The organism is Arthrospira sp. PCC 9901 (assembly GCF_059013425.1).
On the sequence record NZ_CP102296.1, the window covers coordinates 1,460,998 to 1,474,344 of the forward strand.

11 protein-coding genes are annotated in these 13,347 nt (G+C 42.0%); 6 read left to right on the top strand and 5 right to left on the bottom strand.

Translation table 11 applies throughout. From position 1 onward, the window contains the following. Positions 1-8: 8 nt before the first annotated feature. Positions 9-3,407 (bottom strand): FtsK/SpoIIIE domain-containing protein, encoded by a 3,399-nt coding sequence (locus NLZ44_RS06420; RefSeq protein ID WP_493752224.1) that lies wholly within the window; start codon positions 3,405-3,407, stop codon positions 9-11. A gap of 60 nt (positions 3,408-3,467) precedes the next feature. Continuing rightward, positions 3,468-4,025, bottom strand: a complete 558-nt coding sequence (locus NLZ44_RS06425; protein ID WP_006670953.1) for a hypothetical protein — start codon at positions 4,023-4,025, stop codon at positions 3,468-3,470. A 480-nt stretch (positions 4,026-4,505) separates the two neighbouring features. Between NLZ44_RS06425 and NLZ44_RS06430 the strand changes: the two genes are divergently transcribed. Beyond that, positions 4,506-5,363: a Uma2 family endonuclease gene (locus tag NLZ44_RS06430; protein WP_493752225.1), complete on the top strand. Its 858-nt coding sequence runs from the start codon at positions 4,506-4,508 to the stop codon at positions 5,361-5,363. Between the two features lie 83 nt (positions 5,364-5,446). On the opposite strand, the gene NLZ44_RS06435 is transcribed toward NLZ44_RS06430, so the two are convergent. Further along, positions 5,447-5,842, bottom strand: a complete 396-nt coding sequence (locus tag NLZ44_RS06435) for a type II toxin-antitoxin system VapC family toxin (RefSeq protein ID WP_493752226.1) — start codon at positions 5,840-5,842, stop codon at positions 5,447-5,449. Positions 5,843-5,845: 3 nt separating this feature from the next. Further along, a complete protein-coding gene (locus tag NLZ44_RS06440; protein WP_008053759.1) occupies positions 5,846-6,079 on the bottom strand; it encodes an antitoxin family protein in 234 nt (77 codons plus the stop codon). 139 nt (positions 6,080-6,218) lie between these two features. Here NLZ44_RS06440 and NLZ44_RS06445 point away from each other — a divergent pair, with 139 nt between their 5' ends. Next, the gene (locus NLZ44_RS06445; RefSeq protein ID WP_493752227.1) at positions 6,219-7,088 is read left to right on the top strand and encodes a Uma2 family endonuclease; all 870 of its coding nucleotides are present in this window, start codon (positions 6,219-6,221) and stop codon (positions 7,086-7,088) included. A gap of 75 nt (positions 7,089-7,163) precedes the next feature. On the opposite strand, the gene NLZ44_RS06450 is transcribed toward NLZ44_RS06445, so the two are convergent. After that, on the bottom strand, positions 7,164-7,709 hold the full coding sequence (locus NLZ44_RS06450; RefSeq protein WP_493752228.1) for a peroxiredoxin: 546 nt from the start codon (positions 7,707-7,709) through the stop codon (positions 7,164-7,166). A gap of 199 nt (positions 7,710-7,908) precedes the next feature. Here NLZ44_RS06450 and NLZ44_RS06455 point away from each other — a divergent pair, with 199 nt between their 5' ends. The 4 genes from NLZ44_RS06455 (at position 7,909) to pcrA (ending at position 13,345) form a co-directional block, all read left to right on the top strand. After that, on the top strand, positions 7,909-9,240 hold the full coding sequence (locus tag NLZ44_RS06455) for a peptidylprolyl isomerase (RefSeq protein WP_493752229.1): 1,332 nt from the start codon (positions 7,909-7,911) through the stop codon (positions 9,238-9,240). A 93-nt stretch (positions 9,241-9,333) separates the two neighbouring features. Further along, a complete protein-coding gene (locus NLZ44_RS06460; RefSeq protein WP_493752230.1) occupies positions 9,334-9,567 on the top strand; it encodes a hypothetical protein in 234 nt (77 codons plus the stop codon). 844 nt (positions 9,568-10,411) lie between these two features. Further along, on the top strand, positions 10,412-10,930 hold the full coding sequence (locus NLZ44_RS06465) for a hypothetical protein (RefSeq protein ID WP_493752231.1): 519 nt from the start codon (positions 10,412-10,414) through the stop codon (positions 10,928-10,930). A 75-nt stretch (positions 10,931-11,005) separates the two neighbouring features. Next, positions 11,006-13,345, top strand: coding sequence for a DNA helicase PcrA (gene pcrA / locus NLZ44_RS06470; protein WP_008053116.1), 2,340 nt, complete (start codon positions 11,006-11,008; stop codon positions 13,343-13,345). The last annotated feature ends 2 nt before the right edge of the window (positions 13,346-13,347 follow it).

The window sequence follows — 13,347 nt, forward strand, 5'->3', positions numbered from 1 at the left end:
TCTCCTAATCAGGTCAAACGTTGTTCAAAATTATGGCAGTATTCGCCAATTTCTTCTTTTGTGGGGACAGCATAAGGCTTAAATTTCTCTAAACCTGCTGTCGCCGAATCATCCCGAAAATAAGCTCTGAGTCGTGGTAACTTTTCTGCATGGACTTCTCCTAAGAGTAATCGAGAATCATCTCCCGGCATTGTCAAGCCAACCCGCAGGTCAAAATGGGTTAGCCAAGAACGATTATCCCCAGTCAGTTTGAGAAATGTTTTCATATCTTCTAACCAGAAAATAGTATGGATACCCAATTCAGACCCTTGGGAAATTAGCTTGAGTAGTCTTTCGGCATCTTCGGAAGGTTCTTCACTACGACGACCCATAACAGGACGTAAATTTTGCGCTCTGTTTAACCCTCCCACTGCATAGACAAAAAATAGGGAATCTCCTAAATCATCGGGATTTTGGTCTGGGTTTTCTTCTCGTTGTTTTAAACGTCTTTCAAATTCTTCATAGGTCTCGTTTAATAAAGTTTCAGCTTTAATAACTTGACAATCTGGATCGGCAAAACGTTTAGCGATTTGGGTGGGGAAGTAAGAGTTAAAGGCATTCCTGAAATTGATGGTCATTTCTGTCCAGTCATTATCTTCATCAGGAATGGATAAATCAGCAATCATAAACCGTGCTTTTTGGGGTTGATAGCAATGAATTAAACTCATTAATATTCCCCCAATAATTCCAAAGACAATTTCTTCAGAAGAGCCAACTATCATCATGTTATTGCGGGGACGACGACGGAAAATCGCTTTAGTATGATCGCCAATTCTCATCGGTTCTCCCAGCCAAGCAATCCCCGGAGTTTCTTGAACCACCCAATCTGGTTCTTTAATAACTTGTTTATTTAATTCTTTCAGGGAGAGCCATTCAGTCATCTCCGATAATTTAACTAATTGTCGATTATGACTTAATTTAGTCGGTCGAGATCCATTAAATAGAATTAAAGGTTCTGAGCGCTGATAATGATTTTGATTGACAATTTCCTGAATATTGACTAAGGCATTGTATCTTTCTTTAGCAGAAATATCAGCGACTTGACCAATCTCATTTTGATTTTTCTTACCATAATCTTTGTTATAAATCACTTTACCTGGCTTGTCGAGCAAATCTACAGCATCGGTATTTCCTTCTGCTAATACTGAAGATGCTGTACTTTTATCCATTTGCTGTGCCATTCTTAAATCAATTTGTGAGTAAATACCTCGACTCATATTGGGTACATTGGGAGACTGAGATGCAATTAATAAATGAATCCCAAATGCACGTCCTTGTCGGGTTATATTATCCATCACTTGGTTGAGACTGCGGGTAATAGTATCATTTTCTTGGAACATATACTGAAACTCATCAATCACCACTAAAATTCGTGGCATTGTTTCTCCAGTTTTATCCCGGTAATCTTGCAATTTGTTTAAGTTTCCTGCCGATTTAAACTTGATGCTGCGTTCTTCGATTTGTTTATTGACATACTCTAAAACACTTAATCCAAATTCGCGATCGCTTTCAATGGAGACAACTTTCGCATGGGGTAAGGCTTTATCTTCGTTTAATTCTTCGGAATCGTTAGAGCTTTCTCCTTTGTCTGGATCGACATACATTTGAAACTCGACCCCCTCTTTAAAATCAAGTAAATACAACTCTAATTCATCGGGGGAATATCTCAGCGCCAAACTGACAATAATTGCATGAAGCGTATAACTTTTACCCGAACCTGTTTTACCTGCTAACAAACCATGACTGACCAGTTGTTTTTCTTGATTTTCACCTAACCAAAATTCCAACTTATCCATTGCACCCATTAAACCTATAGGCGCTCTGATTTCTTTCCTGCTATCCTCAGACCATAGTGGTTGGGGATAAAGTTTGGAAAAGGGTAGAGTTTCAACACTAATCTTTTTCGCTTCTTCTGTAATGAGTTGTAGGATTTGATTAAATTGTTCGTTAGGTGGGGGTTCATCTAGTGCGACTTTGAAAACCAAATCATTAGGTAACTTAAACTCAAATAAGGATTGATTGGTATTTGGAGATAAACGAAAATCTCTTTGTTGAGCCGCAGCTTCTTCAGTCGGATTAATATCTAAACAGGTCAGTTCAATTTCGTCTCGACTATTGATTGAGTAAACTTTAACGACAACTTTTTGTCCGACATACGCTGCTTCTTCAGGTCTTTCTATTCTTCGATATACTAATTTGTTGGTTGGTACAAATCCTTGTGTATCGGGCAAAAATTCAACATACGCTCCCCCAGGTATCAAACTCGTAACATATCCTAAATAAACATTGCCCTGCTTAGGTTTTGCTCCCACATTCAAACCAAAACTAGGACTAATAACGGTACAAAAATCTTCAAATGTTCTGTAATCAAAGTTTTTCGGTTTTTCTAAACTTTCGTCAATATGCAAAATTACATAAACACCCGCCCTAGACCCATTTAACAAAATACTTTTCAGATCTTCCCATGAGTTATTTTCAAAGCCACTGGGAAAATCAGCAATAAATAAATAGCGATAGGGTTCCGCTACAGACTGAGCCGCAATATTATAATCTTCTATGCTTTGGTAATTTTTCCCTAAATAGTTTTGTAGAACTTGCTCAATATGTTCGGTTAACCCTCGCAGTTGTTCTCGAATATCATCACTGCGAGTATAGGTTTTCTGACCTGAAATAAATTGATGTAAATTCTTGAAGGGAAAAGTATTTCCCATGCTTACTGGGTCAATAAATGTTCCTTTTAATTTTCTGACGGGGAAGGTACTGACGACTCGCAAAGCGATAGACTCTAAACCTGCAAGTGCGGCTTGACGAGATTCCGCATCACTGCTAAAAATAGCAATGTGTCCGGGCTTAAAGTTGGGCAAATGATTAGAAAAATCTCGGATTGGTATTAATGCTGGAACTCTAGCAGGTGGCTGTACTTGCTCCAGTAAAAATTCACCAATTCGTAAAACACCAGGAGCCAGACCACCATTTTGAGGTTTATAACTATCCCTATTCTCTGAAGGAGTCCAACGAGGATCATTCCATGGGGCTGATAATAAGCGGGGGTGATCTAGTTGATGGACTAATTGACTAATTTCTTTTTGTTTTTCTTCGCATTTTAGAGAAAAAGTTTCACCTTCCAACATTGCTCTTTCTTGAGCTAATTTAGTATCTTCATTGACTATATATATACTTGATAACACTTGTTTTTCCAAACTTTCTATTTGTTGTTTTAATTCAATTTTATTAGATTCTATTCTATTTAAAAATTTCTGTTCTTCTTTAAGAACTTGATTTTGCAAATGAGCTTGGTTTAGTTTTTTTTGTTGTTGCTCTTGAATGAGCTTATTGATATTTTTTAAAATTTCTATAAGAGTCGCCATATTTTTTACCTATTTAACTAAAAAATTACAAACTAAAAAATATAATCTTGAATTTACTTGTCAAATTGCAGACAAAATTATCAAAAGGTATATTGATGTTACCAATAAAGTAGTATAAATTTCTTGCCAGATAATTGTAACCCACAAGGCAACAATAACAGTTGAAATAAGGCGAAACATTTTTTTATTTTTCAGGTCTTCTATTTTTCTTTCAATATTATCTAATTCCTGGCTAATTTTGATTTTTTCATCGATTAAAGATTGTAATTTTGATTGTTTTTCTGCTTTGATTGATTCTATTTCTAAATATTTTTTTTGCTTTGTATCTCGGATTTTTTCTAAGCTGATATTAATCTCATTTAACGTTTTATTGATGCGTTCGCGATCTGTATTTTCTCCAGAAACGTAGTTACAGTCAATTTTGGATAATAGTGATGAAACATCATCAAATCCAAATCCTTCTGCTAATCTATAAGCTTCTTGTTTGCGAGAATTATGCCAACTCAATTCTCGTTGAGCATCTAGCAGCTTTAAATGTTGAGTATTGATGGCATCAAGAGCTTGATAATAGTCTTGAAGCAGATTTTGGTCTAAATTTTCTGGGTAGTTTTGCTCCATTGTTTTGCCTTAACAGAGTAATTTGGTCAATCAAGCATTAAATGTATCTTCGTATACCATAAATTTTCCGGGTGTAGATCCTTTTCCGATTGATGTGGTTGACTGTTTCCTCGGAACAGCTTTGGCAATTTACTTAAAATAGTGGATGATTAACTCTGGTTTTAATTTTGCTCAAAATCAGAGCTATTGGCAAGTCGGAAAAGGACGGAAAAGGACGGAAAAAGACGGGAGTTTGATTAAGAAATGTAAAAATTTAGGATGCTTGCCTCTAATGGTAGATGACAAGATGTTTCCCAAGCGGAATTGAGAGGTAATGGAGTGTCAGCAGTGGAGCGATTCAACTAGGTAAGGCTTGGATAGTCTACCGTTGGTGGTTTAAAAGGAAGTGCGGAAGGGTCAAAAATAGAGAGCGATCGCTCTCGAAAATCCTACCCAAATGCTATACTGTCTGCCATAACCTGCGATGAGAAACTATTTACCATGACCATCGCCCCATCATCAGAACTGGGAATTACCACCCTTCCCGATCATACTCAACTCCCCGACTCCGACGGTACTTTCGTGAAAAACTTTCAGGAGCATCCCCAAAGTATCTTATTGACTGATTCCATTCTATCAACACTAGATAGTCTACACCCAGACCAGCAATATGCCATAGGTCAAGATTCTGGTATCTATTGGCGATTAACAGAACCCCTAGAACGGGGGGCGGAATGTCCAGACTGGTTTTATGTTCCCAACGTTCCCCCAACTCTTGATGGTAGGGTGAGACGTTCCTATGTATTATGGCAGGAATATATCCCCCCTTTAATTGCCATAGAATTTGTGTCGGGAGATGGTTCAGAAGAACGCGATCGCACTCCCTTATATCAAATTTCTGGAGAACGTCATAAACCGGGTAAATTTTGGGTATATGAACAAATCATCCGCCCCCCTTTCTATGCTATCTATGAGGTACGGAAAGCCAGTGTAGAAGTCTATCACCTAATGGAAAATCACTATGAGTTAGTCGCCGCGAATGAAAGAGGTCACTATCCCATTCACCCCATGGGTGTAGAATTAGGCATTTGGCTCGGACAGTATGGCAACCTAGAATTGCCTTGGCTGCGCTGGTGGGATAGCCAGGGTAATTTGCTATTAACCGGGGATGAACGAGCTAGAATTGAACGCCAGCGGGCGGAAAATGAACGCCAGCGGGCGGAACAAGCCGAACAGCGTTTTGAACAAGCCGAAGTGGAGTTACAGCAGGAACGCCAACGAGCCCAAGCTGAACGCCAACGGGCGGAAAGACTAGCTGAGTTATTACGCGCCCAAGGAATTGACCCCGAAGAACTTTAAATAACTGTAAATAGAGGCGATCGCACCTACCTATTTTTGGGAGGGCGATCGCCTGTTTACAGAAAAGTTTGATAAGTTCATTTTTAGGGAATGACAATAATTGAGCCAAATTGCCTAAAATGATTGTCTAAACTGAGAGCCTTGCTGATTTGTAATTTTTCGATAATGACTTTGCTGCTACAATCGGTAAAACTCCACTCTTTATCTGAAAATTGCCTGAAAATTTGCCATGTTAACTGAATGTCTGCTTCGCTGAGAAAGTAGAGTGTACCAAGCTGACCCGAAAAAAATGCTTTTCCCATAGCAAGCGATCGCGCCGTTTCTTTTCTGGCTCTTAATAGTGTCAGTGTTTCATCAACAATATAGTCGGTTGTCAGAAAAGCCTCGGTATTTTGACGCATCCACATACTGACCGATTGATGCTCTGGATCTGAAGGAACGACACTAGCAAACCAAGCACTCGTATCTACAAATATCATGATTTATTTCTGATGGGGATAGAGAATGCGATCGTGGTCGAATCCAGAAAAATTGTCGCGATCGCCTTCTAAGGGTAATGCGGCAATTTGAGCTAAAATATCGGTGGTATTTTTGTTCTCCTGAGTCGAGTCATTAGCAGTAATGATCACTTGAACTGATGTTCCTTCAGGTAGATCGACGGGCTGCATGAGTCGCAGCATTCCTTGTTCATAAATTGCTTGTAGTGTAAATGTCATGGTTCTGAATCAAATCATCTCAGGTATTTTTAGTTAATTATAAGCGATCGCGCCTACCATAACCCAAGGCGATCGCTCTCCAAGGTCCTATCTAAATGCTATACTGTCTGCCATAACCTGCGATGAGAAACTATTTACCATGACCATCGCCCCATCATCAGAACTGGGAATTACTACCCTTCCCGATCATACTCAACTCCCCGACTCCGACGGTACTTTCGTGAAAAACTTTCAGGAGCATCCCCAAAGTATCTTATTGACTGATTCCATTCTATCAACACTAGATAGTCTACACCCAGACCAGCAATATGCCATAGGTCAAGATTCTGGTATCTATTGGCGATTAACAGAACCCCTAGAACGGGGGGCGGAATGTCCAGACTGGTTTTATGTTCCCAACGTTCCCCCAACTCTTGATGGTAGGGTGAGACGTTCCTATGTATTATGGCAGGAATATATCCCCCCTTTAATTGCCATAGAATTTGTGTCGGGAGATGGTTCAGAAGAACGCGATCGCACTCCCTTATATCAAATTTCTGGAGAACGTCAAAAACCCGGTAAATTTTGGGTATATGAACAAATCATCCGCCCCCCTTTCTATGCTATCTATGAGGTACGGAAAGCCAGTGTAGAAGTCTATCACCTAATGGAAAATCACTATGAGTTAGTCGCCGCGAATGAAAGAGGTCACTATCCCATTCACCCCATGGGTGTAGAATTAGGCATTTGGCTCGGACAGTATGGCAACCTAGAATTGCCTTGGTTGCGTTGGTGGGATAGCCAGGGTAATTTGTTATTAACCGGGGATGAACGAGCTAGAATTGAACGCCAGCGGGCGGAACAAGCTGAACAGCGTTTTGAACAAGCCGAAGTGGAGTTACAGCAGGAACGCCAACGAGCCGAAGCTGAACGCCAACGGGCTGAACTAGAGTTACAGCAGGAACGCCAACGGGCGGAAAGACTAGCTGAGTTATTACGCGCCCAGGGAATTGACCCCGAAGAACTTTAAATAAATAGAGGCGATCGCACCTACTGAGAAAAGCCTAGAGGCGATCGCTCTCCCAAATCCTCCCTATTTGAACTCTCAGGAGTTGATCATTTCATCCAAACGCGCTAAGACCTCCTGACTGTGGATGGCTGGAATCACACGCACAAAGGTTTCTCGGAGAATACCATCAGGATCAATAATAAATGAATGTCGCATCGAAAAGAAATTTAACCATGAACCATAAGCCTTGCTGACACTTCCATCAACATCAGCTAACAGCGGAAATTTTAGCCCCTCAGAGTCGCAAAACTCCGCGTGGGAGTCCACATCATCAGCACTAATCCCTAAAATTTGGGTATTTCTAGCCATATATTTCGGTAAGTCTTCCTGAAAGCGACGGGCTTCTAGCGTGCATCCTGGGGTAAAATCTTTCGGATAGAAATAGACTACTACCCACTGACCTCGGTAGTCTGATAGAGAAACCTCCCCGTCTCCCGTATTCGTGGGAAGCGTAAATTCTGGCGCGGGTTCATTTAGCGGCGGAAGTTGACCCCCCAAGGCTAAGACCGGACTCGCTAGGTTTAGGTTAAATAAGGCGATCGCAATTCCTAAAATGAGACTGATCAAGGTTCGGCGTAACATAACACACAGATCGAAATTTCTTTACATATATTTACATATCTCTGCCCTCACCGGACTGGCGGAACCCTAAATCTATATTTGCAGTCATGGAAGTGCGATCGCACCATATACTCCCCTAAATTCAGCAAAAACTCTCACATTTGTCTCGATCTGATCCCAAACAAGCTAACATCATTAACGGAAAAATACCATTTCAAACATGACAAACATTCAGCCTTTAAGTGGTCAAGCATTAGTAGCAATGGTGGTTAATGGATCACCAATTGTTATCCAAGTTGATGGTGATAATGCACCCATCACCGCCGGAAACTTTGTAGAATTAGTTGAACTTGGCGTTTATGATGGTGTATCCTTCCATCGGGTAGTGCGTGAACCATTACCCTTTGTTGTACAAGGAGGCGACCCTAACAGCGTTATTCCAGGTTTTCCCCCTAACTTATTAGGAACTGGTGGATTTATTGACCCAGCTACAGGACAAGTCCGCAATGTTCCCCTGGAAATTATACCAGAAGGTGCTACCGAACCTATCTACAGCCAAACCTTTCAACAAGCCGGAATTACAGTTCCTCCCGTATTAAGAAATGTCCAGGGTTCGATCGCTATGGCGCGGTCAGGTAATGACCCGGACTCAGCCTCTTCTCAATTTTACTTTAACTTAGTTGACTCTCCCGGCTTAGATGGCGATTATGCCGTTTTTGGTATGGTAATGCAAGGGTTTGATGTCATTGACCAAATTCAACAAGGCGATCGCATTCAAGACGCGGAAGTTTTTGCTGGTATTTTACCAACTCGCACCTCTAATCTAATCACTGATGTACCACTTTTAAATGGTTTCATTAACACTCTTAACCGCGCCAGCTTACCCTTATCTTATGCCTTTCCTAGGGATTTGGATGCTGATAATGTCATCGAAATTACCCCCGAAATTAGCCAACAAAACCCTAAAGGAGTTTTCGCCGGGGGTGGTAATGATTTAGTTATTGGCTCAGAAATTGATGATGTAATTAATGGCAACCAGGGTAATGATACCATCTATGGCGGCGCTGGTAATGACCTGATTTGGGGTGGTCAAGGTGATGACCTCCTCTTTGGTAATGATGGTAATGATATCATCAACGGAAATCGGGGAAATGACACTATCTATGGCGGCGCTGGTGATGACTTTATTCGCGGTGGACAGGGTGATGATTACTTGTCTGGAGATGCTGGAAATGATATTCTCATTGGTGATTTGGGTGCTGATACCCTCGTCGGTGGTCAGGGTGCTGATACTTTTGTTTTAACCCATGCTGATGCTACCATTGATCAGGCTGATCTGATTCTCGATTTTAACCTCGCTGAAGGCGATCGCATTGCGGTAGTCGGCGATATTGACCCATCAGTATTAATCCTTAATTCAGTGGGTAATGATACTCATATCCTTCTCCCAGAGGGGGGTATTTTCGGAGTCGTTCAAAATGCACAACCTGATCTAGTTAGACAAGGACTATTTACCCTCTCACCCCAAGATTTAGCTCTGACTATCGGCTAATTTCTTACCCTAGGGAACTGTATTTTTATCTTATCAGTCTAGTTCCCTAGATTACTAAATACTATTACCTACCCTTCCTCACCAGTTAAAACTATGTCACCATTATCTTTAATTCCTCTGGCGATCGCTTGTATTTCTGTTTGGGTCAGCCTCAGTCATCATGGACACTGGTTTGATGAACTTCCCCGCCTTCTCGCCGCCGTCATCGCCACTATATCATCAATGTGGTTTTTTGTGATTATTCCCTGGCCGGTTAAACTTAGTCTAATTCTGTTAACCTTAATTATCGGTAACTTTTTGCTCAAAAAACAACTAGGTCTTAGGTAGCAATAAATACTCAATCAATATCAAATTTTTACGACTCAAAAATGCGACAACAGCAATAGCGCCCTAACTCATTCCCCAGGGACATCCTCTCGTTGATTTAGACTATCTGGAGGTGAACTGAAACCATATCCAGTTGCATTGCTCCCATCGTCGCTATCTGAGGAAATATAAGGAACCTTTGTGGGCGCTACTACCGCGTTTTGACGAAACAGAGTTTAGAGTGAACAGCTTAGAATACCTCCTGGTTGACCGAGTGATTCCCTCGAATAAATTTAGTTTAGCTGGAGTTACATCGAAACTAACGCAGTTAGGTGCATCGCTCCCATCGAAACAGTAGAGGAAATATCAGAACCCTATAGAGGGGCTGCTCTCAAACATGACAGACTCGAAATGAAACAGTGTTTTACCTCCTGATTCTCACTACATTGGCGATGAACAAGTTTGGATTCGTTCTAGTCCTCCTTTGAGATATAAAACCGACAGATTGAACATCGCTTTTGGTATCTGTCAAAGAAGCCTGTTTGACTTCAATTACTACTTTAGCACTATTAAATATAAGTGCAAGCATATTCAACTAAACTTAACAATTTAATGAGTGCTACAATTCAAATATATTAAATTTAGTTAAAAATATTCTCTATTTTCCTGGATCTATGATCCTGTATCCTCTTGTCTGTGGGGGTTTGACAATATTTTACTTAATAAAGTTGACCATTTTGGAGAAACCATTGTATTGACACCGAATCTGGTATAATGAGTTGTTTGTCTATAAGTTTCCCGCTAAATTTAGCCGAAAAATGTAAAGATAATGTTACAATAGCGGTATTAATCCTAAGCCGAATCAATGATGCACCCGCTGGACCAGGAAATCGAAGCAATTAGGAAGGAGATTTTAGCCCTACAAAGGGAAAAGACCCAGATCCAGATTCAAAATAGGCAAATCACCCCACAAATCACGCCAGAGAATAACTCTCCAGAAGCGATCGCCATAGCCTACCGAAACCATGCGCGAGAAACCGCCCACCAGTCAGCAGAGGTCAAAGGTATAGAAGATGCGATCGCCGCCCTAAAAATCCACCTGCGCCATAAACAACAGCAATTAGAACAATTTAGACGCAGCCAGCCTACAGAAGAACAACTAGAAGAAAGCCGCCAGCAAGCGAAACTACACGCCGATCGCATAAACCAACTATCCAGGGAACTCCAAGCCGAAGCGAAAGCCCTGAAAGCGATCGCCGATGAAATCACCCCCCTCTACTGGCAGGTGTACCATAAGCCCTTTATTACCGGATTTAGCAATATTTCCGTCCCCCAGGTGCGTTCTGATGGGGATGTTTGGACAATTCTCAATAAACTTGTCTGAAGTCCCAAATCTATGGTAATGGTATACGATGAATACTACCCCCCTTTTGTTAAAGGTTAAGCGATCGCAGCTACTATGGAATCCGTAGACTTCCTAACTTCCCTCAACTCATCCCAACGCCAAGCCGTCGAACACTTCTGCGGTCCAATGTTAGTAGTTGCTGGCGCAGGTTCCGGTAAAACTCGCGCCCTCACCTATCGGGTAGCCAACCTGATCGACAATCATAAAGTCAACCCCGAAAATATCCTAGCCGTCACCTTCACCAACAAAGCCGCTAGAGAAATCAAAAACCGGATCGAGTCAATTTTTGCCCAACAGCAAGCCCAAAAACAATACCAGAAACCCCTATCAGCCTTAGAACCCGCTACCCAAACTCAACTGCGATCGCAAATTTACCGGAAACTCACCAAACATCTATGGATGGGAACCTTCCATAGCCTCTGTGCGCGGATTCTTCGCTACGATATCAACAAATACCAAGATGAAAAGGGCCGTCAGTGGAAACCTAACTTCTCAATTTTTGATGAGTCAGACGCACTAGCCCTAGTTAAGCAAATCGTCACCAAAACCCTCAACCTAGACGACAAAAAATTCGACCCTCGCAAAACTCGCTATAAAATCAGTAACGCCAAAAACCTGGGATTGTCTCCCCAACAATACCTACAGGAGAACCCCGACTATCAGGGGCGAGTCACTTCGGAAGTCTATAGTTTATATCAAGATGCCCTCGCGGCTAATAACGCCCTAGACTTTGACGACCTAATTCTCGTCCCCGTCGCCTTATTTCGCCAAAACGAACAAGTTTTAGCCTACTGGCATCAAAAATTTTGCCATATTCTAGTTGACGAATATCAAGACACTAACCGCACCCAGTATGACCTGATTCGCCTATTAACAACCAATGGAGAAGCACCGCCATCTTTTCACAATTGGCAGAATCGGTCTATTTTTGTGGTGGGGGATGTAGATCAGTCTATTTATTCCTTCCGAATGGCAGACTATCGGATTATGCTGGAATTTCAACAAGATTTTGGCGATGGTTTACCCGATGATGACAGCCGCACGTTAATTAAACTAGAAGAAAACTACCGATCGCGAGAAAACATCCTAGAAGTAGCCAACCATCTCATTCAAAATAACACCACCCGCATTGACAAAATTCTGCGCCCTACGCGATCGCCTGGTGTTCCGGTCTGCTGTCATAAAGCCGATGACGAAATGGCAGAGGCTAACTTTGTAGTTGATAATATCAGAACCATTATCAACCAAAACCCCGAAATCGGCTTCGGTAGTTTTGCCATTCTCTATCGCACCAACGCCCAATCTCGACCCTTTGAGGATGTATTACTGCGTGAAAATATACGTTATAACATTGTCGGCGGGCTAAAGTTCTACGATCGCCGAGAAATTAAAGATGCCATATCTTATCTTCGCGTTATTGCGAACCCCGCTGATAGCGTCAGTTTGCAAAGGGTGATTAATGTACCTCGGCGCGGTATTGGTCGCACTACCATAGACGGCTTAAATAATGCCGCCCAACAGTTAGGGGTTCCCCTCTGGGAAATTATTAGTGATCAAGACTCCGTTAATACTATTAGCGGACGCGCCGCCAAATCTGTTAATCGCTTCGCCCAAATGATTCAATCTTGGCGCGCGCGCCTAGAAACTACCACCGCCCTCGAAATTTTAGATGGCATTCTGGAAGACTCTGGCTATTCCCAAGACCTCAAACAACAAGGCACTGATGAAGCAGATAACCGCCTAGATAACTTGCGGGAACTCTGTAACGCCGTTTCCCAATTTCAGGAAGAACAGGAAGATACCAGTTTACAGGCTTTTTTAGCCAGTGCATCCCTATCCTCAGATTTAGATAATCTTCAGGAAGGAGAAGAAGCCGTTTCTCTGATGACCCTACACTCCGCTAAGGGGTTAGAATTTCCCATTGTCTTCCTAGTGGGTTTGGAAGAGGGACTATTTCCCAACTTCCGCAGTATTAACGACCCTCTCAGTTTAGAAGAAGAACGGCGACTTTGCTATGTAGGCATCACCCGCGCCCAGGAACAGTTATTTATTACCCACGCCAGGGAAAGGCGTTTGTGGGGGTATCGCGAACCTTGTGTTCCTTCGATGTTCCTAGGCGAATTACCACCAGACCTAGTGCAGGGATATAAACCTTTGACCCGTCGCCAAGCAGCCAAAACCACCACCAAGAATAAAAAAGCCAAGGGGACTACCAAGAAAAGTCCCCAAGAGTGGAATGTGGGCGATCGCGTTTTACACCGCAGTTTTGGTGTTGGTCAAATCACCCACATTTTCGGAGATAAGCAAGGTAAGCTATCTATAGCCGTTAAATTTCAGGGTTCTAGCCCCAAAATTCTTAATCCTAGTGTAGTACCTTTAGAGTCCCTAGATTAGGC

Bases quoted from the DNA above. Each gene is read 5' to 3' on its own strand.
- NLZ44_RS06420 (WP_493752224.1), bottom strand. From the start codon at position 3,407: ATGGCGACTCTTATAGAAATTTTAAAAAATATCAATAAGCTCATTCAA.
- NLZ44_RS06425 (WP_006670953.1), bottom strand. From the start codon at position 4,025: ATGGAGCAAAACTACCCAGAAAATTTAGACCAAAATCTGCTTCAAGAC.
- NLZ44_RS06430 (WP_493752225.1), top strand. From the start codon at position 4,506: ATGACCATCGCCCCATCATCAGAACTGGGAATTACCACCCTTCCCGAT.
- NLZ44_RS06435 (WP_493752226.1), bottom strand. From the start codon at position 5,842: ATGATATTTGTAGATACGAGTGCTTGGTTTGCTAGTGTCGTTCCTTCA.
- NLZ44_RS06440 (WP_008053759.1), bottom strand. From the start codon at position 6,079: ATGACATTTACACTACAAGCAATTTATGAACAAGGAATGCTGCGACTC.
- NLZ44_RS06445 (WP_493752227.1), top strand. From the start codon at position 6,219: ATGACCATCGCCCCATCATCAGAACTGGGAATTACTACCCTTCCCGAT.
- NLZ44_RS06450 (WP_493752228.1), bottom strand. From the start codon at position 7,709: ATGTTACGCCGAACCTTGATCAGTCTCATTTTAGGAATTGCGATCGCC.
- NLZ44_RS06455 (WP_493752229.1), top strand. From the start codon at position 7,909: ATGACAAACATTCAGCCTTTAAGTGGTCAAGCATTAGTAGCAATGGTG.
- NLZ44_RS06460 (WP_493752230.1), top strand. From the start codon at position 9,334: ATGTCACCATTATCTTTAATTCCTCTGGCGATCGCTTGTATTTCTGTT.
- NLZ44_RS06465 (WP_493752231.1), top strand. From the start codon at position 10,412: ATGATGCACCCGCTGGACCAGGAAATCGAAGCAATTAGGAAGGAGATT.
- pcrA (WP_008053116.1), top strand. From the start codon at position 11,006: ATGGAATCCGTAGACTTCCTAACTTCCCTCAACTCATCCCAACGCCAA.